Source organism: Bacillus altitudinis 41KF2b (assembly GCF_000691145.1).
In the GTDB taxonomy this organism is placed as follows: domain Bacteria; phylum Bacillota; class Bacilli; order Bacillales; family Bacillaceae; genus Bacillus; species Bacillus altitudinis.
Window position 1 is genome coordinate 459,824 of record NZ_ASJC01000001.1, and the last position, 26,421, is coordinate 486,244.

Here is a 26,421-nt window from a genome sequence, read left to right on the forward strand (position 1 = left end):
GCCAGGCTCTTTTACATAAAAGGGGAACAAAATGAGCGATATTTATCAACATTTTAGAAAAGACGAACAGCCATTTGTCGACCAAGTATTAGGCTGGAAAAACATCGCGCTCGATCAATATCGAATGAAATTAACAGACTTTCTTGATCCGCGTGAGCAGTTTATTACCCAGTCCGTGATTCAGCATTCTGATGAACTTGGTCTCATGTTTTTTGGCGGGTATGAGGAAGCAGAGCGAAAAAGGGCTTTGATCTATCCTGACTATTTAGCACCGACCATACAGGATTTTGAACTGACTTATTTTCAGGTGAACTATGCGAAAAAGTTTATTTCGATAGAACACCCCAACCTTCTCGGTTCGCTCATTGGGACAGGCCTGAAGCGTCAAAAATTCGGTGATTTGTTGTTTTCAGAGGACAACGTGCAATTTATTTGTACAAGCGATGTTGCCGATTTTGTTCGGGCTCAGCTGACGCATGTGGGCAGAGCATCTGTTTCATTAGAGGAAATTAGCAAGGCAGATCTTCAGCCAGTCATCAGCAAAACCGATATCAAAGAAGATACGATTTCTTCACTGCGGCTTGACGCTGTATGTGCTGCTGTCAGCCGTCAGTCTCGGCAAAAAGCACAGCTTTTGGTCAAAAATGGTCTTGTCAAAGTCAACTGGAAAGTCACTGAAGACCCTTCCTTTACAATTGGTGAAGGTGATCAGCTCTCTGTCAGGGGATTTGGCCGCTTTAGCTTAAAAACAATTGATGGGAAGACAAAAAAAGATAAATTCAAAGTAACATTTGAGCTTCTGACATAACGAATTTGAATCTGGAGGTGGCAAGATTGCCATTAACACCTAATGATATTCATAATAAAACGTTCACAAAAAGTTTTCGCGGCTATGACGAAGATGAAGTAAATGAGTTTTTAAGCCAAGTACGTAAAGATTACGAGATCGTACTTCGCAAAAAGAACGAGCTTGAAGACAAAGTCAACGAGCTTGATGAAAGACTAGGCCATTTTGCAACAATTGAAGAAACATTAAACAAATCCATTCTTGTGGCGCAAGAAGCAGCAGAAGACGTGAAGCGTCATTCTGATAAAGAAGCGAAATTGATCATTCGTGAAGCTGAGAAAAATGCAGACCGTATTATCAACGAAGCGTTATCAAAATCAAGAAAGATTGCTATGGAAATCGAAGAGCTCAAGAAACAGTCGAAAGTCTTTAGAACTCGTTTCCAAATGCTCATCGAAGCTCAGCTTGATCTTCTGAAAAATGATGATTGGGATCATTTGCTGGAATATGAAGTTGACGCTGTCTTTGACGAAAAAGAATAAGCGCATCATCTTGACATGACGTGCTCATGTTGCATATAATACCATCATAAATTAACAAGAGATAAACGTTTGAAAGGGACACTCGCAGCGGTTACATGCGTAATAAAGCGAATCAGGGACGGTGGAAGCCTGACATTACGAAACGCTGCAACGAGATCACCCCTTTAGTTCCTTTTCTGAAATGAATGAGTAAGAAAAGGCGTCTGATCACGTTACGATTTTAGAGTGGATAAGCGGCAATTTCAAAGCGCTTGTCTAAAAGGGTGGTACCGCGAGACAAGCCTTCTCGTCCCTTATGGGATGAGAGGGCTTTTTTTATTGTTTTTTAATACGAATTTGCATGTGGAGGAATAGGTATGAACTACAAAGACACCTTATTAATGCCAAAAACAGAATTCCCGATGAGAGGGAACCTGCCGAACAAAGAGCCTGAAATCCAAGAGGAGTGGGCAGAAAAAGACATCTATCAAATGGTTTTAGAGCGGACAAAAGGACGCCCGACCTTTATTTTGCATGATGGACCTCCATATGCGAATGGTGACATTCATATGGGGCACGCACTCAATAAAATCCTCAAAGATTTTATTGTCCGTTTTAAATCAATGAATGGATTCCATGCACCGTACGTACCGGGCTGGGATACACATGGCTTACCGATTGAAACAGCCCTTACGAAAAATAAAAAAGTCAAACGCAAAGAAATGTCGACAGCAGAATTCCGTAAACTATGTGAGGAGTATGCTTGGAAACAAATCGAAGGTCAGCGCAATCAGTTTAAACGTTTGGGCGTAAGAGCAGACTGGGACAATCCATATGTGACATTGAAGCCTGAATACGAAGCGCAGCAAATTCTTGTCTTTGGTGAAATGGCGAAAAGAGGCTATATTTACAAAGGTCTTAAGCCTGTTAACTGGTCTCCATCAAGTGAATCAGCACTTGCTGAAGCAGAAATTGAATACAAGGACAAACGTTCACCATCGATTTACGTATCATTTAAAGTGAAAGATGGCAAAGGCGTACTTGAAAACGGCGAGCAGTTCATCATCTGGACAACAACACCTTGGACACTTCCTGCAAACCTTGGCATTTGTGTACATCCAAACCTAGAGTACAGTGTGCTTCAAGTGGGTGCTGAGCGATATGTCATCGCATCTGAACTAGTTGAACAAGTGGCAAAAACACTTGGCTTTGAAGAGTACGAAGTTGTGAAAACGTTAAAAGGTAAAGAATTAGATAAGGTCGTTGCAGCACATCCAATTTACGATAGAGATTCTCTTGTGATGCTTGGCGATCACGTCACAACAGATGCAGGAACAGGCTGTGTTCACACAGCGCCAGGTCACGGGGAAGATGACTTTATTGTAAGTATGAAGTACGGTCTTGATGTGTTATGTCCAGTAGATGAAAAAGGTGTGATGACAGAAGAAGCACCTGGTTTTGAAGGACTATTCTACGAGGATGCCAATAAAGCCATCACAGAACAGCTTGAAGCAAAAGGCGCATTGAAAAAGCTCGACTTTATCACGCACTCCTATCCGCATGACTGGAGAACGAAAAAACCAACAATTTATCGTGCAACTGCTCAGTGGTTTGCTTCCATTAAAGATTTCAGAGAAGCGCTATTAGATAATATTAAAGAAACGAAATGGGTTCCAGCTTGGGGCGAAACGCGCCTGTTCAATATGGTGCGTGACAGAGGTGATTGGTGCATTTCAAGACAGCGTGTATGGGGCGTTCCAATCCCAGTCTTCTATGCTGAAAATGGTGAGCCAATCATCACAGATGAAACGATTCAGCACGTCTCTCAATTATTTAGAGAACATGGCTCGAATATTTGGTTTGAAAAAGAAGCAAAAGAATTATTGCCTGAAGGCTTTACACATCCAGGCAGCCCGAATGGTGAATTTACAAAAGAGCAAGATATCATGGATGTATGGTTTGATTCTGGTTCTTCTCACCAAGCGGTATTAGAAGAACGAGATGACCTTGTTCGTCCAGCAGACCTTTATCTTGAAGGTTCTGATCAATATCGCGGCTGGTTTAACTCATCTTTATCTACAGCGGTTGCTGTCACAGGAAAAGCGCCATATAAAGGTGTTCTCAGCCATGGCTTTACGCTTGATAAAGAAGGGCGCAAGATGAGTAAATCATTAGGCAATACGATCGATCCGACGAAAGTGGCGAAGCAGCTTGGTGCGGAGATTCTTAGACTTTGGGTATCTTCTGTCAACTATCAAGCCGATCATCCAGTGTCTGACGACATTTTAAAACAAGTCGCAGAAGTTTATCGTAAAATCCGTAACACGTTCCGCTTCTTGCATGGTAACCTGTTTGACTTTGATCCAGCAGTCAATGCAGTACCAGTCGAAGAGCTTCGCGAAGTGGATCAATATATCTTAATCAAATTAAACAAATTGATTGATAAAGTGAAAAAAGCTTATGATGATTACGAATTTGCGGTTGTCTATCATGCCATCCACAACTTCTGTACGATTGAGCTTAGCTCTTTCTATCTCGATTTTGCAAAAGATGTGGTATACATTGAGCATGCGGATCATCCAGACCGCCGCAGCATGCAAACGGTCTTCTATGAAACATTAATGGCGTTAGTGAAGCTGACAGCACCAATTCTTCCGCATACAGCAGATGAACTATGGAGCCACTTAAGCTTTGTTGAAGAGCCAAGTGTTCAGTTAACAGATATGCCAGAAGGTGTGGCTGTTCCTCAAGCAGAAGCGACAGAAGTGAAGTTTGACCGCTTTATGGAAGTACGTGACGATGTGCTAAAAGCGCTGGAAATTGCGCGTAATGAGAAAGTCATCGGACGTTCACTTGAAGCAAGTGTGACCCTTTATGCAACAGAGGAAGTGAAAAACCTTCTTGCATCCATTAAAGAAGATGTGAAGCAGCTCTTTATCATTTCTGAATTAACAGTAGAAGATGAGAAGCATGCAGACGCATCAGCGCCTGAATACACATCAGGACGAATTGTCGTTCAAAAAGCAGAAGGAGAACTGTGCGAACGCTCCCGCATTATTTCAAAAGATGTTGGCGCAAATCCAAAATACCCAACATTGTCGCTTAAAAATGCTGAAATCGTGGAGAAATATTACCAGAATTAACAGCGTGATATCACCAACTAGCGCCCCGCATATAGCGGGGCGTTTTTGATATAGAGAAAATGACAGCGTTTAGAACGAAAGGAAAAATCTTATGGCTTTAAAGTGAACAGGCGGGGCAACAATATGATTATCACGACAGGGCAGGAGTTGAAACAGCGACATGAATGGCGATCTAGAGACGATTTACATGGAACTCCTTCAAATGAGAGAAGAACTGCAATCGAAACTGTTTGAATATGCATCATTGCGTTCACCCGCTGAACATGTCACTTTCGATCAAGCAAAAACGACCACGCTTCTTTATCACATCAAAGAAGAACTGCAAGATGTTTCGCTCGCGATTGCAAAAATTGAACAAGGAACTTATGGCATATGTGAGGCGACAGGGCTTACAATGCCCATTGAACAAATGAGTATTCTTCCGACAGCTCGTACGACTGACGACTTTTTATATCATAAGCAATACGAGAAAAAAGCATTCACCCCTTATCCTCACGAATCAAACGATTCTCATTTTGAAGCCTTCCGCATGTAGGGAGGTTTTTGTCTGTCAACTAAAGTTTCTTTACTCCATCCTGTTTTCTTGATAAAATGCTTAAAGACCAAAGTATGAAGATGGAGGAACGTGTGTGTTCTATTACATAATCGCATTCGTGATAATTTGTTTAGATCAATTAACAAAATGGCTCATTGTCAAACATATGATGCTCGGTGATTCTATTCCTGTGATTGATGGCTTCTTTTACATCACATCCCACCGAAATTCAGGAGCCGCATGGGGGATTCTCCAAGGACAAATGTGGTTTTTCTATGTGATCACACTCGTTGTTATTGCAGGAATTGTTTATTATTTGCAAAAACATGGACAAAAGGACAAGCTACTTGGCGTAGCACTTGCCTTAATGCTTGGCGGAGCGATTGGGAACTTTATTGACCGTATTTTCCGTCAAGAAGTGGTTGATTTTGCTCATTTCGTATTTGGGGATTATCATTATCCAATCTTTAATATCGCAGATTCCTCTCTATGTGTGGGGGTCATTCTGCTCTTTATTCAAATGCTGTTAGATGGAAAGAAAAATAAGGAGTCAACTACATGAATCAAGTAAACATTGCCGTTTCAGAAGAACAAACGAGTGAACGGCTTGATAAATTTTTAAGCACAACTGAACCAGAATGGTCAAGAACCCAAGTCCAGCAGTGGGTGAAAGATGGGCTCATCGAAGTAAATGGAAAACAAGTGAAGGCCAATTATAAAGTACAAGCTGGAGATCAAATCAAAGTAGAGATTCCAGATCCAGAAGCACTAGATGTAGAAGCGGAATCAATGGATCTTGATATTTATTATGAGGATGAAGATGTACTAGTGGTCAATAAACCAAGAGGAATGGTCGTTCATCCAGCACCAGGACATGTGACAGGTACTCTTGTCAATGGCCTCATGGCTCATTGCAATGATTTGTCAGGCATTAATGGTGTGATGAGACCAGGAATTGTCCACCGGATTGATAAAGATACGTCAGGACTTTTAATGGTCGCAAAAAATGATATGGCGCATGAATCACTCGTCAATCAGTTAGTGGCGAAAACGGTCACTAGAAAATATACAGCGGTTGTTCATGGTATCATTCAGCATGATACTGGAACGATTGATGCACCAATTGGTCGAGACAAAAAAGATCGCCAAAGCATGACGGTCACAAAAGAAAATGCAAAGCAGGCAGTCACTCATTTTGATGTGATGGAGCGCTTTAAAGACTTTACCGTTGTAGAATGCCGCCTTGAAACGGGAAGAACCCACCAAATTCGTGTTCATATGAAATACATTGGCTATCCGCTTGCAGGAGATCCAAAATATGGCCCGAGAAAAACCGTTGATTTCAATGGACAACTGCTGCATGCAGGCGTGTTAGGATTTGATCACCCTAGAACAGGAGAATATATGGAGTTTACAGCTCCAATTCCAGCTGATATGCGGGGCTTTATAGATTCATTAAGAAATAACGATTGACAGGCCGTTCTTTTTTTGAAATAATAAACGAAGAAATTGAGATTCTTTAAAACAGTCCAGAGAGGCTGAGAAGGATAACGGATCAATTTGTGCACGAGTATGCACAAATGAGCGCCCCTCTCTGCCCTTTGCAGAAGGGGCTTTTTATTTGTCAAAAAGAGGTGTAAAAGATGGAACAAAAAGCAGTCATTCTTGATGAACAAGCGATAAGACGAGCGCTTACCCGTATTGCACATGAAATGATTGAGCGCAACAAAGGGATGAAGGATGTCATCCTAGCCGGGATCAAGACAAGAGGCATTCATCTTGCAAAGCGCCTTGCAGAGCGCATCGAGCAAATTGAAGGAAACCCAGTGACTGTGGGTGAACTTGATATTACGCTATACCGTGATGACCTGACAAAAAAGACAGAGAACCAAGACCCGCTTGTCAAGGGTGCAGACATCCCAGCTGACATTAATGACAAAACACTGATTGTCGTAGATGATGTTTTGTTCACAGGTAGAACCGTCAGAGCGGCTATGGATGCGCTTGTGGATGTAGGAAGACCATCTTCCATTCAGCTAGCTGTTCTAGTCGACCGGGGACACCGGGAGCTGCCGATTCGAGCGGATTATATCGGGAAAAACATCCCGACATCAAAAGCAGAGACAGTCATGGTTCAGCTCAATGAAGTAGATCAAAACGACCTTGTCGCTATATATGAAAAATAACCTTTTTAAATGCATTCCAGAGAGTTTGCAAAGAGGGCATTAACAAGAGACACCGAGCACACGGCTAAAGTGACGTGTACGGTTTTTCTAGGCCTCTTTGCGCATACTCGCAAAGAGGCTTTTTAATGAAAAAGGACACATCTAGGAGGAAAATCATGAGTCAGCAAAAAGCCAATTTAGGCATTCGAGATATCCCAAAACCGTTCACATGGCTGTCACTCAGCCTGCAGCACTTGTTTGCGATGTTTGGTGCAACCATTCTTGTACCAAAGATCATTGATATGAGCCCAGCCGTCGCGCTCATCTCAAGCGGGGTTGGAACCATTGTGTATTTAATCATCACAAGAGGGCAGATTCCGGCGTATCTTGGATCGTCCTTTGCTTTTATCGCCCCCATAGTGAATGTAAAAGCCACTGGCGGCCCTGGAGCTGCAATGGTAGGTGCCTTTATGGCGGGTGTGGCTTATGCACTCATCGCATTATTTATCAAATGGCTCGGCACAGGCTGGCTAATGAAGCTTCTGCCTCCTGTCGTTGTAGGACCCGTCATTATGGTTATCGGACTCGGACTCGCTGGAACAGCTGTTAACATGGCGATGTACGTCGATCCAAATGCAAAGGAGCTTGTTTACAGCCTGAAGCATTTAATGGTTGCAGGCTTCACGCTCGCTGTCACCATTATTAGTATGATCTTCCTAAGAGGATTCCTTAGCTTGATTCCAGTCTTAATCGGCATTATTAGCGGCTACCTCTTTGCCTTAACACAAGGCATTGTGAACTTCCAGCCGGTCATTGCTGCAAAATGGTTTGCTGTTCCAGACTTTGTTGTACCATTTGTCGACTATACACCCGCTGTGACCTTAAGCATTCTCACAGTGATGGTGCCGGTTGCCTTTGTGACCATGTCTGAGCACATCGGCCATCAAGTTGTGTTAAGCAAGGTGGTCGGGCAGGATTTTATTAAAAAACCAGGTCTTCACCGCTCCATTTTAGGAGACAGTGCGGCGACGATCTTTGCGTCACTCATTGGTGGACCTCCAACAACGACTTATGGAGAAAACATTGGCGTCCTTGCCATCACAAAAGTGTTCAGTATTTTCGTCATCGGCGGAGCAGCGGTGTTTGCAATCTGCTTCGGCTTTGTTGGGAAAATTTCAGCATTAATCAGTACAGTACCGTCCGCGGTTATGGGAGGCGTTTCGTTCCTGCTCTTTGGAATCATTGCTTCAAGCGGACTGCGAATCCTGATTGATCATAAAGTGAATTTTGAAGAAAAGCGCAATCTCATTATCGCATCAGTCATCTTAGTCATTGGTATTGGCGGGGCATTCATTGAGGTGAAACAAATCAATCTGACGCTGTCAGGAATGGCACTCGCTGCTATTACTGGCGTCCTGCTAAACCTGATTCTGCCGCATCAAAAGGCAGAAGATGATGAGTCAAATGAATCGAATACCGAAAACCTTTTAAAAGAAGTCCAGTGAGGCTGACAAGGGTTCTAAACGGAGCAGAACGTGCGAAAGCACCCCTGCTTCTTTTGGAGAACCCTAAGCTGCCGAGGCTTAGGGTTTTTTTGAACCTGAAAGTGATGAAAAACTAGAGGGGGCAGAAAAAATGAATGATTTATCGACAATGAGCAGCTTGTCAAAGGAAGAAATTTTACAGCTGATTGAAGAAGCATGTGCATTGAAAAAAGGGAAACAGGAACATGGTTTAGCAGGTGAATTTGTAGCGAACCTCTTCTTTGAACCAAGTACAAGAACGCGTTTTAGCTTTGAGGTGGCAGAGAAGAAACTTGGAATGAATGTGCTGAACCTAGACGCAGCAAGTACCTCTGTTCAAAAGGGAGAGACCCTTTACGATACAGTGAAAACACTTGAATCCATCGGAGTGAAGGCATGTGTCATCAGAGACAGTACAGACGAATATTACAAAGAGCTGATTGGGAAGGTCGGGATTCCAATCATTAATGCGGGAGATGGCTGCGGTCAGCACCCTACCCAATCATTGCTGGATTTGATGACGATCTTCGAAGAGTTTGGCGGTTTTGAAGGCTTAACCATCTCGATTCATGGTGATATCAAACATAGCAGGGTGGCAAGGTCCAATGCTGAAGTCCTCGCAAGACTAGGAGCGACAGTGCTCTTTTCAGGACCAGCTTCCTTCCAAGATGAACAAAATCCTCATGGAACGTATGTCGAGGTGGACGAAGCCATGAAGCGGTCTGACGTGGTGATGCTGCTGAGAATTCAGCATGAAAGACACTCAGAAAAGATGGGCAACGAGGGTTACTTATCGACTTATGGATTAACAGTAGACAGGGCAAGCAAAATGAAAGAAAGAGCGATTATTATGCATCCAGCACCAGTAAATAGAGGTGTTGAAATAGATGATTCATTAGTAGAGTCAAAACAGTCAAGGATTTTCAAACAAATGGAAAATGGTGTGTATATCCGAATGGCTGTGTTAAAAAGGGCTTTTCAAAATAGCAGACTACATCAAAAAGGGAGAGATTCTGTCTATGTCATATCTCATTAAAAACGGTTTTATCTTAACAAGCACAGGGGAAAGAGTGCAGCAGGATATTAGGGTAGAAGGAAAAGTGATTCAAGCAATGGGTCATTTAGAAAGAGAAGACGGAGAAGAAGTCATTGATGCAGCAGGGCTATTTGTATCACCAGGTTTGATTGATCTGCATGTGCATTTAAGAGAGCCAGGCGGCGAGAAAAAAGAAACCATTGAAACAGGTTCTAAGGCAGCAGCAAGAGGCGGGTATACGACCATTGCAGCGATGCCAAATACACGGCCAGTTCCAGATACAAAAGAACAAATGGAATGGCTGATGAATCGAATCAACGAGACCTCCTCTGTAAGAGTACTGCCATACGCTTCCATCACGACGAGACAAATTGGCGAAGAGATGACAGACTTTGCAGCGTTAAAAGAAGCGGGCGCATTTGCCTTTACGGATGACGGTGTTGGTATTCAAACCGCAGGCATGATGTACGAAGCAATGAAAAAGGCAGCAAGCCTTGATCAAGCCATAGTGGCGCACTGTGAAGATAACTCACTCATTTATGGAGGATGCGTTCATGAAGGAGACTTTTCAAAAGCAAATGGGTTAAACGGGATACCGTCAATTTGTGAATCGGTGCATATTGCAAGAGATGTCCTCTTAGCAGAAGCAGCGAATTGTCATTATCATGTATGCCATATCAGCACAAAGGAATCCGTCCGAGTGGTACGCGATGCAAAAAAAGCAGGCATTCGTGTGACAGCTGAGGTCTCGCCACATCACCTGCTCTTATGTGATGCAGACATTCCAGGTCTTGACACAAACTATAAAATGAATCCGCCGCTCAGAGGAGCAGAAGATCGCGAGGCACTGATCGAGGGGCTTTTAGATGGCACGATTGATTTTATCGCCACAGACCATGCACCGCATACAGAAGAAGAAAAGAACGAAACGATGCAGAGGGCACCTTTTGGGATTGTTGGACTTGAAACAGCGTTCCCGCTTCTGTACACACGTTTTGTGAAAACAGGGGAATGGACATTAAAAGAACTTGTTGATTATATGACCATCAAACCAGCAGAAGCCTTTGCTCTTCCATACGGAAAGCTGGAAGAAGGTCAAATCGCTGATATCACACTGATTGATTTAAACAAAGAAATGGCAATTGACAAAAAAAGCTTCTTATCTAAAGGACAAAATACACCGTTTGACAAATTGACTGTATCAGGATGGCCGGTCATGACACTTGCATCTGGGGAAGTCGTTTATGAAGAGGGGAGACTAGTAAAATGAAGAGACGCTTAGTGCTAGAAAACGGAACAGTATTCGAAGGAACAGGCTTTGGCAGCTTAGAACCGTCAGTCGGAGAAGTCGTCTTTAACACAGGGATGACAGGCTATCAAGAGATTTTGTCTGACCCGTCGTACTGCGGACAAATTGTCACACTCACTTACCCGCTGATCGGCAACTATGGCATTAACCGTGATGATTTTGAATCGATCACACCGTTTGTGAAAGGGCTGATCGTGAAAGAGCTTTGTGAAAAGCCTTCAAACTGGCGCTCTTCATACTCACTTGATGAGTATTTAAAAATGAAAAATATCCCGGGTCTTAGCGGCATTGATACACGCAAGCTCACGCGCATGATTCGAAGTGCAGGTACATTAAGAGGAGCTTTTGCAGGACCGGATGAACAAGTAGAAGACGTTGTAAGCCGCCTTCAAACGATGCAGCTACCAACAGATCAAGTAAGCCAAGTATCTGTGAAAAATGCGTATCCAAGCCCAGGAAGAGGAAAAAGAATTGTGCTTGTCGATTTCGGCATGAAGCATGGCATTTTGCGCGAACTCAATAAGCGAGATTGTGATGTCATTGTGGTGCCATACAATATCACGGCAGATGAAGTATTACAGTTAAAACCAGACGGCATCATGCTTTCAAACGGACCTGGGGATCCAGTCGATGTGCCAGAAGCGGTTGAAATGATTCAGCAGCTGATTGGAAAGGTACCACTCTTTGGTATCTGCCTAGGACACCAGTTATTCGCGCTTGCGTGCGGCGCAAGTACAGAAAAAATGAAATTTGGGCATAGAGGATCCAATCATCCAGTCAAAGAACTAGCAACTGGCAAGGTAACCTTGACGTCTCAAAACCATGGCTACACGGTTAGCGCCATTAATGAAGACGTGCTTGAAGTCACACATATTGCGCTAAATGACAATACCATTGAAGGATTAAAACATAAAGAAGCACCAGCATTCACTGTCCAGTATCACCCAGAAGCATCACCGGGTCCAGAAGATGCGAACTACTTATTCGACGAGTTCATGGACATGATTCATACAACTGAGAAAGAAGGGGAAGAAGTATGCCAAAACGCGTAGATATCAAAAAGATTTTAGTGATCGGTTCAGGTCCAATCATCATCGGTCAGGCAGCGGAGTTTGACTATGCAGGCACACAGGCTTGTTTAGCGCTAAAAGAAGAGGGCTATGAAGTCGTTCTTGTGAACTCTAACCCTGCGACGATCATGACAGATACGGAAATGGCCGACAAGGTATACATCGAACCACTGACACCAGAATTTTTAACACGAATCATTCGAAAAGAACGTCCTGATGCGATTCTGCCAACACTTGGCGGACAAACTGGATTGAACCTTGCTGTTGAATTATCAGATCTTGGTGTACTCGCTGAATGCGGTGTTGAAGTACTAGGCACAAAGCTGTCAGCTATTCAAAAAGCAGAGGACAGAGATTTATTCCGTAATCTAATGAATGAATTAAATGAACCTGTACCAGAAAGTGAAATCATCCATAACCTTGAAGAAGCGATGGCATTCACAGATCAAATCGGTTTCCCGGTCATTGTTAGACCAGCCTATACACTAGGCGGAACAGGCGGCGGAATTTGTACAAATGAGCAAGAATTAAAAGAAATCGTCGAGAATGGACTGAAGTTAAGTCCGGTGACACAATGTTTGCTTGAAAAAAGTATCGCAGGTTTTAAAGAAATTGAATATGAGGTTATGCGTGACAGCGGAGATCATGCCATTGTGGTTTGTAACATGGAAAACTTTGATCCTGTCGGCATCCACACAGGTGACAGTATCGTTGTGGCACCAAGTCAAACGCTAAGTGATCGTGAATATCAGCTGCTTCGTAATGTGTCACTCAAGCTGATTCGTGCACTTGGCATTGAAGGCGGATGTAACGTACAGCTGGCGATTGATCCAGACAGCTTCCAATACTATATTATCGAAGTAAACCCGCGCGTGAGCCGTTCTTCTGCTCTTGCGTCTAAAGCAACTGGATATCCAATTGCAAAACTTGCAGCGAAAATCGCAGTTGGCCTAACACTTGATGAAATGATGAACCCAGTCACAGGTAAAACATATGCAGCGTTCGAGCCAGCACTCGACTATATTGTTTCAAAAATCCCGCGCTGGCCGTTTGATAAGTTTGAATCTGCCAACAGACGACTTGGAACACAAATGAAAGCAACGGGTGAAGTCATGGCAATTGGCCGCACATTAGAAGAGTCTCTTTTAAAGGCTGTTCGTTCACTTGAAGCGGATGTGCATCACATTGAATTAAAAGACGAAGCGGACATTACAAACGAAGTGCTTGAAAAGCGGATTATCAAAGCAGGAGATGAGCGTCTGTTTTATATCGCTGAGGCACTAAGAAGAGGCTATACCGTCGAACAGATTCATGAATTCTCGAAAATTGATTACTTCTTCCTTCATAAACTGGAAGGCATCATCGCTTTTGAAAAGACACTAAAAGAAAACAAAGGCAATGTAGACGTTTTAAAAGAAGCGAAAGAAAAAGGTTTCTCAGATATTTATATTAGCCGCGAATGGAATATGAATGAGGCAGATGTCTACAACCTAAGAACAGAAGCAGGCATCGTTCCTGTGTATAAGATGGTGGACACATGTGCGGCAGAATTTGAATCAGAAACACCGTACTTCTACAGCACATATGAAGATGAAAATGAATCCGAACGAACAGATAAGAAAAGTGTCATCGTGCTAGGCTCAGGTCCAATCAGAATCGGACAAGGGGTTGAATTCGATTATGCGACCGTTCATTCAGTGTGGGCAATCAAACAAGCAGGCTATGAAGCCATTATTATTAACAACAACCCTGAAACCGTCTCAACAGACTTTAGTATTTCAGATAAGCTCTACTTTGAACCACTCACTGTAGAAGATGTGATGCACATCATCGACCTTGAACAACCAGAAGGTGTCGTCGTTCAGTTTGGCGGACAAACAGCGATTAACTTAGCAGATGAATTATCAAATAGAGGGGTTCAGATACTTGGAACATCGCTTGAAGACCTTGACCGTGCGGAAAACCGTGACAAGTTTGAACAAACATTAGAAACTCTCGGCGTGCCGCAGCCAAAAGGTAAGACAGCAACGTCTGTGCCAGAGGCAGTAGCGATTGCGAATCAAATCGGTTACCCCGTGCTTGTCCGTCCTTCCTATGTATTAGGCGGCCGTGCAATGGAAATTGTGTATCAAGAAGCTGAGCTCCTTCACTACATGGAGAATGCGGTGAAAGTCAATCCGCAGCACCCAGTGCTCATTGACAAGTATTTGACAGGAAAAGAAATTGAAGTAGATGCTGTGTCTGACGGAGAAACGGTTGTCATACCAGGCATTATGGAACACATTGAAAGAGCCGGCGTTCACTCTGGAGACTCGATTGCGGTCTACCCGCCGCAAACTTTGTCTGAGGACATCAAAGCGAAAATCGCAGAATACACGATTAAACTCGCAAAAGGCCTTAACATCATTGGACTTTTGAACATTCAATTTGTGCTATCAAAAGGTGAAGTGTATGTACTTGAAGTGAATCCGCGTTCAAGCCGGACTGTCCCATTCTTAAGTAAAATTACAGGCATTCCAATGGCGAACTTAGCTACAAAGGTTATTTTAGGAGAAAAACTGAAAAACTATGGCTACCAAGAAGGGCTTCATGTTGAGCAAGAAGGCGTATATGTGAAAGTTCCAGTCTTCTCTTTTGCAAAACTAAGAAGAGTAGATATTACACTAGGGCCTGAAATGAAATCAACAGGTGAAGTCATGGGGAAAGATGTCACAATCGAAAAAGCCCTCTACAAAGGATTGATTGCATCAGGCATTCAAATTCCAAAAGACGGAACGGTTCTCCTGACAGTGGCTGATAAAGATAAAGAAGAAGGACTTGAGATTGCAAGAAGATTCCATTCCATCGGCTATCATATTTTAGCAACAGAAGGAACAGCGAATTACTTAAAACAAGCTTCCATTCCATCAAGTGTTGTCGGCAAAATAGGAGAAGAAGGAAAGAATCTGCTGGATGTCATTCGAAATGGTGAAGCCCAATTTGTCATCAACACCTTAACAAAAGGAAAACAGCCGGCAAGAGACGGCTTTAGAATTAGACGTGAATCTGTTGAAAATGGTGTCGCTTGCTTAACGTCACTAGATACAGCAGAAGCGATTTTAAGAGTGCTAGAGAGCATGACATTTAGAGCAGATGAAATGCCAGAAGTGAAAACGAATGCTGAGGTGACAGTAACGATATGAAAAAAGCATACTTGACGGTCGTCTCAAACCGAGAGATCGCTGATCATATTTACGAAATGACATTAAAGGGTGATCTTGTTGAATCCTTTCAAACAGCTGGACAGTTTCTTCATATAAAGGTCAGTGAATCCATGACACCGCTGCTGAGAAGACCGATCAGTATTGCCAACATTCATGCCGAAAAGCAAGAAGCAACCATCATTTACCGCGCAGAGGGAGAGGGCACAAAGCTCCTTTCCCAAAAGCGGGCGGGAGAGTCAGTCGATGTGTTAGGACCGCTTGGAAACGGCTATGATCCTTCAGTCGTTCAGGCCGGACAGACTGCATTATTAGTCGGTGGAGGAATCGGTGTGCCTCCGTTATATGAACTGTCTAAGCGGTTAACGAAAAAAGGCGTCATCGTAAAACATGTTCTCGGTTTTCAATCGAAAAAGGATGTATTTTATGAGGAGAAGTTTCAAGCACTCGGAGATACGTTTATCGCAACCGTTGATGGGACATATGGTTCGAAAGGTTTCGTGACAAATGTCATTGAAGAGAATGAGCTGGACTTTGATGTCTTGCTTTCCTGTGGACCGACACCTATGTTAAAAGCACTAAAAGACTCTTATCCCGATAAGCCTGTCTATATTTCAATGGAAGAACGAATGGGCTGCGGAATCGGTGCATGCTTTGCTTGTGTCTGTCATACCGATCAGCACGAGAAACCGTACGTTAAAGTTTGTCTGGATGGACCTGTTTTTAAAGCGGAGGAGGTGGCGCTATCATGCTAAACATCGAATTACCCGGCTTATCTTTAAAAAATCCAATCATTCCTGCATCAGGCTGTTTTGGATTTGGAAAAGAATTCGCATCATTATATGACCTTTCCTTGCTGGGCGGCATCATGATTAAAGCCACGACCCTTGAACCGAGATTTGGCAACCCGACACCGAGGGTAGCTGAGACAGGAGCCGGTATGCTGAATGCGATTGGTCTCCAAAATCCAGGTCTAAAAGGCGTGCTTGAACATGAATTACCTTGGCTTGAGCAGTTCGATACCCCTATTATTGCCAATGTTGCTGGATCACAAGTTGATGATTATGTTGAAGTAGCAAAGCAAATTAGTCAAGCAAGCAATGTTCATGCCCTTGAACTGAATATCTCGTGTCCGAATGTGAAAACAGGCGGAATTGCCTTTGGGACCGATCCAGAAATGGCGGCTACATTGACAAAAGCCGTTAAGGAAGTTTCCTCCGTTCCTGTTTATGTGAAACTGTCACCTAATGTAGCCAATATCGTTGAGATTGCTAAAGCGATTGAATCGGCTGGAGCGGATGGACTCACCATGATCAATACCTTGATTGGGATGCGTTTAGATTTAAAAACAGGCAAACCCATTCTTGCCAATAAAACAGGTGGATTATCAGGTCCTGCTGTAAAACCTGTTGCCATCCGAATGGTGCATGAGGTCAGTCAGGCCGTTTCTATTCCGATTATTGGGATGGGCGGCGTGCAAAGCGCTGAAGATGTACTTGAATTTTTACTAGCTGGCGCAAGTGCGGTAGCTGTTGGGACAGCCAATTTTGTGAACCCATTTATTTGCCCGGAAATCATTGATGAACTGCCGAATGTGTTAGCGGCTTATGGGTATTCATCTGTAGAGGAATGCATCGGAAGGAGCTGGAAACATGAAGCACTTGCCCATCATCGCGCTTGATTTTCCATCAGGACAGGAGGCGCACGCCTTTATAGATCGTTTTGAAGGCACTCCATTATTCGTAAAGGTCGGCATGGAGCTGTTTTACCAAGAAGGTCCTGCCATTATTGACGCACTGAAAGAAAAAAATTGCCGTATTTTCCTTGATCTGAAGCTTCATGACATTCCAACAACTGTGCAAAAAGCGATGAACAGGCTTGCTGCACTTGGTGTTGATTTGGTGAATGTGCATGCAGCCGGCGGGAAAAGGATGATGCAGGCGGCTTTAGAGGGGCTTGAAAGCGGAACCCCTGCCGGCCAAAATCGCCCGGGTATTATTGCAGTGACCCAGCTGACAAGCACGTCAGAAGATATGATGAAAAAAGAATTACTAATTAACCGCCCGTTGCAAGAGGCTGTGCTTCATTATGGACAATTGGCATATGAAAGTGGACTTGATGGTGTGGTGTGCTCTGTTCATGAATCAAAACAGCTTCATGAACAAATCTCTCCTTCCTTTCTCACTGTGACGCCAGGAATTCGCTTACCAAATGATCAAACGGATGACCAAAAGCGTGTGGCGACACCTGCCTTTGCCAAAGAGCAGGGTGTTTCACAGATTGTTGTGGGAAGATCGATCACAAAAGCCACAAACCCAGTGGAAGCTTATCAACAAATTTTGAAAGAGTGGGAGTGACTGCCGGATGAAAACGAAAATCGCGAAGCATTTATTACAAATCAAAGCTGTCTCTTTAAAACCAGACGAACCATTTACATGGGCGAGCGGTATCAAATCACCGATTTACTGTGACAATCGCCTCACCTTGTCTTATCCTGAGGTCAGAGGAGACATTGCGGAAGGTTTAAAAGACTTGATTCTCACTCATTTTGAAGGAGCGGAAGTTGTCGCAGGTACAGCTACAGCTGGCATTCCTCATGCGGCATTAGCAGCTGATCGTCTGAACGTACCGATGTGTTATGTAAGAAGTAAACCAAAAGCACACGGAAAAGGAAATCAAATTGAAGGAGCCGTATCACCTGGACAAAAGGTGGTTGTCGTAGAAGACCTCATCTCAACTGGAGGCAGCGTTCTTGAAGTTGTGGCTGCTCTAGAAGAAGAAGGCTGTGACGTACTCGGAGTTGTTGCGATCTTCACTTATGGACTGCCAAAAGCAACTGCGGCTTTTCAAGAGAAAAACATTCCCTATGTCACGCTGACAGACTATGACACACTGACAGAAGTGGCACTTGAGCTAAAAGCAATTGAGCCCTCTGCTATGAATAAACTAAAACGCTGGAGACAGGATCCTTCGTCTGAATCTTGGATGGAAGAAACGGTCTAAAAAGCTTGTCCTTTTTTAAAAAAGCTGTGCTGCGCTGCACAGTTTTTTATTTGGTTAAAAATAGTAAAATAGACTCAAATTTAAATAAAAACTAATCCTATCAATAAAGTCGGGTTGACTTTTGTTTGAATTGTGTTAATATTTAATACAAATTAAAACTCTTATCCAGAGAGGTGGAGGGACTGGCCCGATGAAGCCCGGCAACCTGCGATTTGCAAGGTGCTACTTCCTGCAAAATGATTCTATTTTGAAAGATAAGGAAATCGTGAGCTTCCTCATCTTTCTTTCGGACTGAAAGAAAGTTTTTTTATTTTAACGGTGAGGAGGAAGAGGAGATGGAACTGAAACAAAACCAGGATGAGGACTTAGTGAAGCATATGCAAGAGCTGATTGGGGATATGAAATTCGGTTCAATTACGTTGATCGTTCAGGACGGTCAAGTGATTCAAGTGGAAAAAAATGAAAAAATCAGATTAAAGTAGTGCGGAGAATAGCAATAGAAGCAGTACTCCGGAAGGGGAGAAACAATGTTAACTTATGAAAATTGGCAAGAGCCGTCCATTACATTTCAAGAGGACGATTTGTATAAAGGGGCCCTATCTGTGCTGAAATGGGCGTACGGCCACTATGGTGATCAGCTCGTTTATGCATGCAGTTTTGGCATTGAAGGCATTGTCCTGATCGATCTTATTGCAAAAGTAAAAAAAGATGCAAGAATTGTCTTTTTAGATACAGGTCTGCATTTCAAGGAAACATACGACACCATTGATGCAGTTAAGGAAAGATATCCTGGTTTAGACATCGTGCTGAAAACACCTGAGCTGACGGTGGGAGAGCAGAATGAGCAGCATGGTGATAAATTATGGGAAACGAATCCTCAAAGCTGCTGCCATATGAGAAAGGTCATTCCGTTGCAAGAGGCACTATCTGGCTATCCGGCATGGCTGTCTGGTTTAAGAAGAGAGCAGTCGCCTAAACGAGCAGGTACGAACTTCTTAAATAAGGATGAAAAATTCCAATCAGTCAAAGTATGTCCGCTCATTCACTGGACGTGGAAGGACATATGGAGATATGCGTCTAGAGAGGATCTTACTTATAATCCGCTGCACGACCAAGGATATCCAAGCATCGGGTGTGCACCTTGTACACAGCCGGCATTTACTGCTGATGATTTGCGTTCTGGAAGATGGTCAGGGACAGCAAAGACTGAGTGCGGATTACATGAGTAAGGGAGCATAATGTATGGAAATCGCCGCAATTTTATTTAGCTTATTCTTTGCTTTAAATATTGGCGCAAGCGGAGCAGCTGCTTCGATGGGCATCGCATATGGTTCAGGTGCGATCAAAAAGCCAATATACGCGCTCAGCGTTTGTGCGGTTGGAATATTAGCAGGTTCAGTGATTGGCGGCGGTGAGGTCGTCAAAACGATCAGCTCCGGGATTATGCCGGAATCTGTCATCACACTTGAAATTGTGTGTATCATCATTGGCTCGGCCGCATTATCACTTTTCATAGCGAATCTCTTGGCCATTCCTTTATCCACAAGTGAGGTCACAGTAGGAGCTGTGGTCGGTGTGGCAGCCGCATATAAAGTGCTGTATGTGAAATCGATCTTAGTCATTGTCTCTTTTTGGGTGATTATTCCGATTGTTGCCTTTGTTTTTACCTTTGCTGTTGTCAAAATCATCAGATTGTTCCCTAAACGGACGTTATCCAAAAAAGGTACATTGATCTTATCTGTTGTTTTGATTATCAGTGGGTTTTTAGAAGCATTTTCAGCCGGCATGAACAATGTCGCCAATGCGGTCGGCCCGCTTGTCGCGTCAGGTGTTTTATCAGTCGGGCAAGGGACCCTTTACGGCGGAATCTTTGTGGCCATTGGGGCGCTGCTTCTAGGAAGAAGGGTACTAGAAACAAACGGAAAGAAAATTACACGCTATCAAACGGGTGAAGGCATTCTATTATCGAGCACCGGTGCAGGACTTGTCATCGTCAGCTCTATATTCGGACTCCCTGTTCCCCTTACTCAAATTACCTCATCGTCCATTATTGGGCTAGGTATGGCAAAGGGTGGACCGAACATTTTTCATAAACATGTTGTGAAAAAAATGCTGAAGGTATGGGTTGTGTCACCTTTCTTATCACTTAGTCTATCTTATTTGCTGGTAAGCCTTTTCTTAAAAGGAGACTATTACTCTATCTTTATCATGATGAGTGTACTGCTAGCTTCATTAGGTGCACTGAGTCTTATGAAGGCAGTTAAAAATGAGAGCAGCTCGATTCATGAACAGGGCGGCGGGATTTAAATATAAATCCGACTATTAACATCTAATAAATATGAACATTGAGAGGAAGATGAACAAATGAGTTTAACACCACATGGTGGCGTATTAATTAATCGAGTAAATGAAGAATTTGATCTAAGCACAGCTGCGAAAGAAATTGAGCTGGATGCCATCTCTTTTGCAGACCTTGAACTCATCGCAATTGGCGGGTATAGTCCAATTGAAGGGTTTTTAACGAAAGCTGATTATGAAGCAGTTGTCAGCAGTATGCGACTAGCAAGTGGTGTCGTTTGGTCTCTTCCGATTACTTTGCCTGTCACAAAGGAAAAAGCAGCGGAGATCAATCAAGGTGACATTGTTCGTCTATCGTATAATGGAACAGTATACGGGGTCATTGAGGTGGAAGATCAATACACACCTGATAAGGAAAAAGAAGCAGTGAATGTGTATAAAACAGATGACCGCAATCACCCAGGCGTGAAAAAATTATTTGAACGCGGTGACACGTATATTGGTGGTAAAATTACACTGACAAAACGCAGTGAAAAACCTTTCCCGCAATTTACGTATGAGCCAGAAGAAACAAGAAAACATTTTAAAGAAAACGGCTGGAAAACAATTGTCGGTTTCCAAACGAGAAACCCAGTCCATCGTGCGCATGAATACATTCAAAAGACAGCACTGGAAACAGTGGATGGTCTATTTCTAAATCCACTTGTTGGTGAAACAAAATCTGATGATATTCCAGCAGATGTAAGAATGAAAAGCTATCAAGTGTTACTGAACGGTTATTACCCGAAAGACCGCGTCTTTTTAGGTGTTTTTCCTGCTGCCATGCGTTATGCTGGACCAAAGGAAGCGATTTTTCATGCGCTTGTGCGTAAAAATTATGGCTGTACACATTTTATTGTCGGCAGAGATCATGCAGGTGTTGGTGATTATTACGGCACATACGAAGCGCAGGAGCTATTTGAACAATTTACAAGCGAAGAAATTGGGATCACACCATTAAAATTTGAACACAGCTTTTACTGCAATACATGTGAAGCCATGGCTACACCAAAAACATGCCCACATGATAAAAGCGAACATGTCATTCTCTCAGGTACAAAGGTTAGAACGATGCTGAGAAATGGTGAATTACCACCGAGCACGTTCAGCCGAAAAGAAGTCATTGAAACATTAATCGAAGGATTAAAAACGACGGTATCTTAAAGGAGGATATGACATGAGCAACGAACATATCGTGTGGCATGATTCATCTATTACTAAAAAAGAATATCAACAGAAAAACAACCATACAAGCGGGATCATTTGGCTGACAGGTCTAAGCGGTTCAGGTAAATCGACGATCGCCAACGCAGCGGCTCGAGAGCTGTTTGAACAGGGGTACCAAGTGACAGTTCTTGATGGCGATAATGTACGCCATGGACTCAATAAAGACTTAGGCTTTTCAGATGACGACAGAAAAGAGAACATTCGGCGCATCGGTGAAGTGGCGAAATTATTTGTTGAGCAAGGAACGATTGTTATTACTGCTTTTATTTCACCATTTCAAGAAGACCGCCAAATCGTAAGACAGTTAGTCGAAGACGGAGAATTTCACGAAGTGTTTGTGAAATGTGATCTGAACGTGTGTGAAGAGCGTGATCCAAAGGGGTTATATAAAAAAGCAAGAAACGGCGAAATTCCATTTTTCACGGGAATCGATTCACCATACGAAGAGCCAGCTGCGCCTGAGCTCGTCCTAGATACAGGTGAATTATCACGCGAGGAGTCAAAACAGCGCCTTGTTGATTATGTAAAGGATAAAACGAAATAATCGCCTGATGGCAGGGGGAGAAAGCAAGATGGGGAAAGTATACATTGTTGGTGCCGGACCGGGTGACCCAGACTTAATTACGCTAAAGGCCCATAAGGCAATACAGCAGGCAGATGTCATTTTATATGATCGTCTTGTCAATCAAGAGATTCTTGCCCATGCCAAACCGGAGGCGGAGTTGATCTATTGCGGCAAACTGCCGAATCATCATACGATGAGACAGGAAGCGATTAACGAAGCGCTTGTTGCTCATGCGAAGGAAGGGAACATAGTCGTTCGTCTAAAAGGCGGTGATCCCTTTGTATTTGGCCGTGGCGGTGAAGAAATCGAATGCTTAGCTGAGCATGGTATTCCATATGAAGTTGTCCCGGGGATTACTTCTGGCATTGCAGCCGCTGCTTATGCAGGCATTCCAGTCACGCACCGAGAATTCAGCTCGAATGTTGCGTTTGTGACAGGGCATTATCAAAAGGATGAACATTTTGAAGAAAAGTGGGAAGCGCTGGCGACGGGGATTGATACCCTTGTCATTTACATGGGCGTCAAAAACGTGGAAAGAGTTCAGCGGCTGCTTTTGAAAAATGGGCGGAATCCTGAAACCCCAGCTGCGTTTATTCACTGGGGAACGACCACAAGGCAAAAGACGACTTGCTGCACGGTGGCGACACTATCTGAAACGGTTGAAAAAGAAGGGATCGAGCACCCAAGTTTAATCGTGGTAGGAGATGTCGTTCACTTTCATCAAAAGTTGAACTGGTTTGAACCAGCACTGATTGAGAAATGAAAACAAAGATGAAAAGACACGTGTGGACATCGTGTCTTTTCGTCTGAATAAAACTAAGGTTGCAAGGAGGAGTCAAATGAAACAAGCTGTCCTTTATGTTGGGCATGGAAGCAGGGTAAAAGAAGCACAGGATAAAGCCATTTCTTTTATGAAAAGCTGTATGCCGTTAGTGGAAGCAGATATCCAAGAAATTTGTTTTTTAGAGTTGACAGACCCTTCAATCGAAGAAGGGTTTGAGACTTGTGTACAAAAAGGAGCAACCCACATTGCGATCGTCCCGCTCCTCCTTTTAACTGCCATGCATGCCAAATCAGATATTCCAGATGAGATTGTGAAAGTACAAAAACGTTTCCCACAAGTGAAGGTGACATATGGAAGACCTATAGGCGTGAACCAAGAAGTCACGAAAGCGGTTATCGCAAGGATTGAAGAAGCTGGATACAAGGGAGAGCGTGCAAAAATTCTCTTAATTGGCCGTGGAAGCTCTGATCCAGATGTAAAGCGGGATGTGTTTGGCATTGCAGATGATGTCCGAAGCATGTTGCCTTGTGCAGAGGTTTTTCCGTGTTTTATTACAGCGTGTGAACCGAATTATCGTGACGTCTTAGCACAGTTAACAGTAGATGGCGATACGCCTGTCTATCTCGTGCCTTATCTTTTATTTACCGGCATTTTAATGAAAGAGATTGAGAGTGAAGCGAATCAGGCGAGAGAGCGGCTGCGAGATGTCCATGTCTGCCGGTATATTGGGTTTCATCCCCATGTAAAAGCAGCTTATATTGAACGTGTGCAGGAAACCATCTTAAACAAAGAGGATGCGTTTCGTTTTCAAGGAGAAAGCCATGCTTCCAGTTCATCTTGATCTAACCAATAAACACGTGCTAATTGCCGGCGGTGGAAGGATTGCGGCTAGAAGGACGAGTGCGCTATGTATGGAGCCATGCAGCATAACCATTGTGAGCCCTGACATTTGTGATGAAATGGCGAATCTCATTGAGACATATCAGCTGACTTGGAAGAAAAAGAAAGTGGATGCGGAAGATGTAAAGGATGCTTTTTTAATTGTTGCTGCTACAGATGATGCTTCAGTAAACGAGTGGATGACGCAATCAGCGCTTCCTCATCAGCTTGTCAACTGTGTGAGCCAGTCAGAGCTAGGCAATGTGATTGTGCCAAAGGTTGTAAGGGCAGGAAAAGTGACAATTTCCGTATCTACGAGTGGTGCAAGCCCAGCCCGCACTAAACAGCTGGCTGCGGCCATTGAGACCTTGCTTGAACAAGAGGATGTAGATGCACTGGATGAGCTCTATATAGAAAGAAAAAAAAGACAAAGAAAAAGCCGATAAAATCTCATCTAAAGATTTAATCGGCTCTTTTTTATTTTCTCAGCTTTAGGACAACATCCTCATCAGGCGTCACAAATAATGTTTGCTGCTGATCATATGTGACAAAGCCCGGTTTTGCTCCGTTTGGTTTTTTCACATGCCGGATTTTCGTATAATCGACAGGGACGGAGCTTGATTCTTTTGCCTTCGAGAAGTAGGCAGCAATTTGTGCCGCTTCAAGCAAGGTTTGTTCATCAGGCGCTTTGTGACGAATGACAACATGTGATCCAGGAATATCCTTTGTGTGCAGCCAAATGTCATCACGAGCTGCCGCCTTTGTGGTCAAATATTCGTTTTGCTTGTTGTTTTTTCCAACGAGAATCGGAACACCTTGAGAAGATTCATATGCTTCAAGCTGAATGGCCGATGGTTTTTTCTTTTTGGCGTTGCGTTTTTGTTTGGGACGCAAATATTTTCCTTCCACCAGTTCTTCTCTTATTTCCTCTAAATCTTTTGGTGAGGCAGAGGACAGCTGCTGGATCAGCTCGTCAAAATAAACAATTTCTTCATGTGTTCGCTCAATTTGTTCATTTACGGCCTCTACTGCATTTTTTGCCTTTTGGTATTTTGTAAAATACGCTTGTGCATTTTCAGAAGGGGTTTTGTTTGTTTTGAGCGGGATCGTGATCTCTCCGCCTTCTTCATCATAATAATTGATGACAGTCGCTTCTTTATCCCCTTTTTTAATTGCATATATATTGGCAGTAAGCAATTCACCATAAAGCTGGTACTTATGCGCATTTTGAGATTCTTCAAGTGTTCTTGTTAGTTTTTTTAGCTTGTTTTCATTTTTCTTTTTTTCATTCGCAACAAAACGTTCAAGATCAGCCGCCTGCTGTTTGACTCTGTCTCTTTCAGCTTTTCCGAAATAAAAGCGGTCAAGCAGCTCGCTAAGAGAATCAAACGTCTTCATGTCACCATCGACGTGCTGAAGTTCTAATAAATAAAAATACTCTTTCCCATCTTTTCTCGTGAGCTGAGGGGTAAAAGAATGCGCCTGAATGAGCTGAAACATCTCGAGCAATGTACTTGGAATCGTTTCCTGATTGGCAAGACCGGCCCTGTGGACAGCTTCCTTAGCAAACAGCGGAGAAACCCCAGAGAATGTATCGACAATTTGATTGGCGATTTTCCCTTCTTGAAAACGTAAATGCTTTAAAATATCTTCCTTCGTCACGTCAAAAGGATTCAGCTTTTGCTGTGCCGGCGGCAGAAGATATTGATGTCCTGGTAGCACCGTTCGATAGCTGTTCACAGATGGAGAAAGATGTTTCAGTCCGTCAATGATCTGCTCCGTTTCGTCCTCCACGAGAATCAAGTTGCTGTGCCGGCCCATAATTTCAATATATAGCTTACGGGTTTGTTCATCGCCAATTTCATTTCGGCTTCGCACGTGCAGCACGATCACCCGATCTAACCCAATTTGTTCAAAACGTTCAATGAACCCACCCTCAAGATGTTTTCTGAGAAGCATACAAAACATTGGCGGTTCGCTCGGATTATCATCATGGTGCTCAGTGAGCTGTACCCTTGCATAGCTCGGGTGAGCGGATAAAAGCAGCTTATGATTCTTCCCCTTTGACCGGATATGAAAAATCAACTCATGCTTGTATGGCTGATGTATTTTCGAAATTCTTCCGCCAGTTAATGTTTCTTGCAATTCATTAGTCATACCGTATGTAAAAATGCCGTCAAATGACATGTTGGATACACCCTCTTCTTTCACACAAATCTACTGAAAGAACCTTACGTTTTCTCGTTCTTTAGGCAGTCTTATTATTATAGCATGATTTAGGACGAGTCTGAATAAACTGGCTTATAGAACACTGCATAAGAGAGAGAACAAAAGAGG

25 protein-coding genes, 1 riboswitch and 1 other annotated feature are annotated in these 26,421 nt (G+C 43.3%); of the genes, 24 read left to right on the forward strand and 1 reads right to left on the reverse strand.

All coding sequences use genetic code 11. The features are described from left to right. Nucleotides 1–31: 31 nt before the first annotated feature. From BA79_RS02385 to BA79_RS02495, 24 genes are all read left to right on the forward strand, one after another. Nucleotides 32–808 (forward strand): YlmH family RNA-binding protein, encoded by a 777-nt coding sequence (locus tag BA79_RS02385; protein ID WP_017367204.1) that lies wholly within the window; start codon nt 32–34, stop codon nt 806–808. A 26-nt stretch (nt 809–834) separates the two neighbouring features. Beyond that, the gene (locus BA79_RS02390) at nt 835–1,329 is read left to right on the forward strand and encodes a DivIVA domain-containing protein (RefSeq protein ID WP_008344947.1); all 495 of its coding nucleotides are present in this window, start codon (nt 835–837) and stop codon (nt 1,327–1,329) included. 59 nt (nt 1,330–1,388) lie between these two features. Then, nucleotides 1,389–1,626 (forward strand) — a binding site (T-box leader). Nucleotides 1,627–1,685: 59 nt separating this feature from the next. Next, the gene (gene ileS, locus BA79_RS02395) at nt 1,686–4,451 is read left to right on the forward strand and encodes an isoleucine--tRNA ligase (protein ID WP_008344945.1); all 2,766 of its coding nucleotides are present in this window, start codon (nt 1,686–1,688) and stop codon (nt 4,449–4,451) included. 160 nt (nt 4,452–4,611) lie between these two features. Then, nucleotides 4,612–4,986, forward strand: coding sequence for a TraR/DksA C4-type zinc finger protein (locus BA79_RS02400; RefSeq protein ID WP_035700685.1), 375 nt, complete (start codon nt 4,612–4,614; stop codon nt 4,984–4,986). Nucleotides 4,987–5,080: 94 nt separating this feature from the next. Continuing rightward, nucleotides 5,081–5,548, forward strand: a complete 468-nt coding sequence (gene lspA / locus BA79_RS02405) for a signal peptidase II (RefSeq protein WP_008344942.1) — start codon at nt 5,081–5,083, stop codon at nt 5,546–5,548. Next, nucleotides 5,545–6,459, forward strand: a complete 915-nt coding sequence (locus tag BA79_RS02410; protein WP_007499719.1) for an RluA family pseudouridine synthase — start codon at nt 5,545–5,547, stop codon at nt 6,457–6,459. The genes lspA and BA79_RS02410 overlap by 4 nt, the downstream gene beginning before the upstream one ends. 170 nt (nt 6,460–6,629) lie before the next feature. Next, entirely contained in the window at nt 6,630–7,172 is a 543-nt protein-coding gene (gene pyrR, locus BA79_RS02415) for a bifunctional pyr operon transcriptional regulator/uracil phosphoribosyltransferase PyrR (RefSeq protein ID WP_007499718.1), read from the forward strand. Nucleotides 7,173–7,327: 155 nt separating this feature from the next. Next, nucleotides 7,328–8,656: a uracil-xanthine permease family protein gene (locus BA79_RS02420; protein ID WP_035700689.1), complete on the forward strand. Its 1,329-nt coding sequence runs from the start codon at nt 7,328–7,330 to the stop codon at nt 8,654–8,656. Nucleotides 8,657–8,786: 130 nt separating this feature from the next. Further along, entirely contained in the window at nt 8,787–9,710 is a 924-nt protein-coding gene (locus BA79_RS02425; protein WP_017367206.1) for an aspartate carbamoyltransferase catalytic subunit, read from the forward strand. After that, nucleotides 9,694–10,980, forward strand: a complete 1,287-nt coding sequence (locus BA79_RS02430) for a dihydroorotase (protein ID WP_035700692.1) — start codon at nt 9,694–9,696, stop codon at nt 10,978–10,980. The genes BA79_RS02425 and BA79_RS02430 overlap by 17 nt, the downstream gene beginning before the upstream one ends. Then, nucleotides 10,977–12,071: a carbamoyl phosphate synthase small subunit gene (locus BA79_RS02435; protein ID WP_019743288.1), complete on the forward strand. Its 1,095-nt coding sequence runs from the start codon at nt 10,977–10,979 to the stop codon at nt 12,069–12,071. Before BA79_RS02430 ends, BA79_RS02435 begins: the two co-directional genes overlap by 4 nt. Further along, a complete protein-coding gene (gene carB, locus BA79_RS02440) occupies nt 12,056–15,271 on the forward strand; it encodes a carbamoyl-phosphate synthase (glutamine-hydrolyzing) large subunit (RefSeq protein ID WP_035700695.1) in 3,216 nt (1,071 codons plus the stop codon). The genes BA79_RS02435 and carB overlap by 16 nt, the downstream gene beginning before the upstream one ends. Beyond that, entirely contained in the window at nt 15,268–16,044 is a 777-nt protein-coding gene (locus BA79_RS02445) for a dihydroorotate dehydrogenase electron transfer subunit (protein ID WP_007499709.1), read from the forward strand. The genes carB and BA79_RS02445 overlap by 4 nt, the downstream gene beginning before the upstream one ends. Then, nucleotides 16,038–16,970: a dihydroorotate dehydrogenase gene (locus BA79_RS02450; RefSeq protein ID WP_017359348.1), complete on the forward strand. Its 933-nt coding sequence runs from the start codon at nt 16,038–16,040 to the stop codon at nt 16,968–16,970. The genes BA79_RS02445 and BA79_RS02450 overlap by 7 nt, the downstream gene beginning before the upstream one ends. Beyond that, nucleotides 16,942–17,646, forward strand: coding sequence for an orotidine-5'-phosphate decarboxylase (gene pyrF, locus BA79_RS02455; RefSeq protein WP_007499705.1), 705 nt, complete (start codon nt 16,942–16,944; stop codon nt 17,644–17,646). The genes BA79_RS02450 and pyrF overlap by 29 nt, the downstream gene beginning before the upstream one ends. A gap of 7 nt (nt 17,647–17,653) precedes the next feature. Further along, the gene (gene pyrE / locus BA79_RS02460; protein WP_035700698.1) at nt 17,654–18,292 is read left to right on the forward strand and encodes an orotate phosphoribosyltransferase; all 639 of its coding nucleotides are present in this window, start codon (nt 17,654–17,656) and stop codon (nt 18,290–18,292) included. A gap of 158 nt (nt 18,293–18,450) precedes the next feature. After that, nucleotides 18,451–18,553: riboswitch (SAM riboswitch) on the forward strand. Nucleotides 18,554–18,627: 74 nt separating this feature from the next. Continuing rightward, entirely contained in the window at nt 18,628–18,774 is a 147-nt protein-coding gene (locus tag BA79_RS18825) for a YezD family protein (RefSeq protein WP_008344920.1), read from the forward strand. A gap of 45 nt (nt 18,775–18,819) precedes the next feature. Further along, complete coding sequence (locus tag BA79_RS02465) at nt 18,820–19,521, forward strand: phosphoadenylyl-sulfate reductase (RefSeq protein WP_035700701.1); 702 nt, start codon at nt 18,820–18,822, stop codon at nt 19,519–19,521. A gap of 13 nt (nt 19,522–19,534) precedes the next feature. Continuing rightward, entirely contained in the window at nt 19,535–20,599 is a 1,065-nt protein-coding gene (gene cysP, locus BA79_RS02470; protein ID WP_008344915.1) for a sulfate permease, read from the forward strand. Nucleotides 20,600–20,656: 57 nt separating this feature from the next. After that, nucleotides 20,657–21,793, forward strand: a complete 1,137-nt coding sequence (sat, locus tag BA79_RS02475; RefSeq protein ID WP_008344912.1) for a sulfate adenylyltransferase — start codon at nt 20,657–20,659, stop codon at nt 21,791–21,793. 13 nt (nt 21,794–21,806) lie between these two features. Beyond that, nucleotides 21,807–22,400, forward strand: a complete 594-nt coding sequence (gene cysC / locus BA79_RS02480) for an adenylyl-sulfate kinase (protein ID WP_008344911.1) — start codon at nt 21,807–21,809, stop codon at nt 22,398–22,400. A 28-nt stretch (nt 22,401–22,428) separates the two neighbouring features. Then, on the forward strand, nt 22,429–23,184 hold the full coding sequence (cobA, locus tag BA79_RS02485) for a uroporphyrinogen-III C-methyltransferase (protein WP_035700704.1): 756 nt from the start codon (nt 22,429–22,431) through the stop codon (nt 23,182–23,184). A gap of 43 nt (nt 23,185–23,227) precedes the next feature. Beyond that, nucleotides 23,228–24,046 carry a sirohydrochlorin chelatase gene (locus tag BA79_RS02490; protein WP_326116882.1) on the forward strand — a complete coding sequence of 273 codons (819 nt, stop codon included), beginning with the start codon at nt 23,228–23,230 and terminating at the stop codon, nt 24,044–24,046. Continuing rightward, complete coding sequence (locus BA79_RS02495; RefSeq protein WP_035700710.1) at nt 24,027–24,530, forward strand: precorrin-2 dehydrogenase/sirohydrochlorin ferrochelatase family protein; 504 nt, start codon at nt 24,027–24,029, stop codon at nt 24,528–24,530. The genes BA79_RS02490 and BA79_RS02495 overlap by 20 nt, the downstream gene beginning before the upstream one ends. A 31-nt stretch (nt 24,531–24,561) precedes the next feature. Here the strand turns inward: BA79_RS02495 and BA79_RS02500 are convergent, their stop codons facing one another. Further along, entirely contained in the window at nt 24,562–26,271 is a 1,710-nt protein-coding gene (locus tag BA79_RS02500; RefSeq protein ID WP_035700713.1) for an Rqc2 family fibronectin-binding protein, read from the reverse strand. Between the last annotated feature and the right edge of the window lie 150 nt (nt 26,272–26,421).

What these genes read in the sequence shown, in the direction of transcription:
- BA79_RS02385 (WP_017367204.1), top strand. Translation starts at nt 32, where the DNA reads ATGAGCGATATTTATCAACATTTTAGAAAAGACGAACAGCCATTTGTC.
- ileS (WP_008344945.1), top strand. Translation starts at nt 1,686, where the DNA reads ATGAACTACAAAGACACCTTATTAATGCCAAAAACAGAATTCCCGATG.
- BA79_RS02400 (WP_035700685.1), top strand. Translation starts at nt 4,612, where the DNA reads ATGAATGGCGATCTAGAGACGATTTACATGGAACTCCTTCAAATGAGA.
- BA79_RS02410 (WP_007499719.1), top strand. Translation starts at nt 5,545, where the DNA reads ATGAATCAAGTAAACATTGCCGTTTCAGAAGAACAAACGAGTGAACGG.
- pyrR (WP_007499718.1), top strand. Translation starts at nt 6,630, where the DNA reads ATGGAACAAAAAGCAGTCATTCTTGATGAACAAGCGATAAGACGAGCG.
- BA79_RS02420 (WP_035700689.1), top strand. Translation starts at nt 7,328, where the DNA reads ATGAGTCAGCAAAAAGCCAATTTAGGCATTCGAGATATCCCAAAACCG.
- BA79_RS02425 (WP_017367206.1), top strand. Translation starts at nt 8,787, where the DNA reads ATGAATGATTTATCGACAATGAGCAGCTTGTCAAAGGAAGAAATTTTA.
- BA79_RS02430 (WP_035700692.1), top strand. Translation starts at nt 9,694, where the DNA reads ATGTCATATCTCATTAAAAACGGTTTTATCTTAACAAGCACAGGGGAA.
- BA79_RS02435 (WP_019743288.1), top strand. Translation starts at nt 10,977, where the DNA reads ATGAAGAGACGCTTAGTGCTAGAAAACGGAACAGTATTCGAAGGAACA.
- carB (WP_035700695.1), top strand. Translation starts at nt 12,056, where the DNA reads ATGCCAAAACGCGTAGATATCAAAAAGATTTTAGTGATCGGTTCAGGT.
- BA79_RS02445 (WP_007499709.1), top strand. Translation starts at nt 15,268, where the DNA reads ATGAAAAAAGCATACTTGACGGTCGTCTCAAACCGAGAGATCGCTGAT.
- BA79_RS02450 (WP_017359348.1), top strand. Translation starts at nt 16,038, where the DNA reads ATGCTAAACATCGAATTACCCGGCTTATCTTTAAAAAATCCAATCATT.
- pyrF (WP_007499705.1), top strand. Translation starts at nt 16,942, where the DNA reads ATGAAGCACTTGCCCATCATCGCGCTTGATTTTCCATCAGGACAGGAG.
- pyrE (WP_035700698.1), top strand. Translation starts at nt 17,654, where the DNA reads ATGAAAACGAAAATCGCGAAGCATTTATTACAAATCAAAGCTGTCTCT.
- BA79_RS18825 (WP_008344920.1), top strand. Translation starts at nt 18,628, where the DNA reads ATGGAACTGAAACAAAACCAGGATGAGGACTTAGTGAAGCATATGCAA.
- BA79_RS02465 (WP_035700701.1), top strand. Translation starts at nt 18,820, where the DNA reads ATGTTAACTTATGAAAATTGGCAAGAGCCGTCCATTACATTTCAAGAG.
- cysP (WP_008344915.1), top strand. Translation starts at nt 19,535, where the DNA reads ATGGAAATCGCCGCAATTTTATTTAGCTTATTCTTTGCTTTAAATATT.
- sat (WP_008344912.1), top strand. Translation starts at nt 20,657, where the DNA reads ATGAGTTTAACACCACATGGTGGCGTATTAATTAATCGAGTAAATGAA.
- cysC (WP_008344911.1), top strand. Translation starts at nt 21,807, where the DNA reads ATGAGCAACGAACATATCGTGTGGCATGATTCATCTATTACTAAAAAA.
- cobA (WP_035700704.1), top strand. Translation starts at nt 22,429, where the DNA reads ATGGGGAAAGTATACATTGTTGGTGCCGGACCGGGTGACCCAGACTTA.
- BA79_RS02495 (WP_035700710.1), top strand. Translation starts at nt 24,027, where the DNA reads ATGCTTCCAGTTCATCTTGATCTAACCAATAAACACGTGCTAATTGCC.
- BA79_RS02500 (WP_035700713.1), bottom strand. Translation starts at nt 26,271, where the DNA reads ATGTCATTTGACGGCATTTTTACATACGGTATGACTAATGAATTGCAA.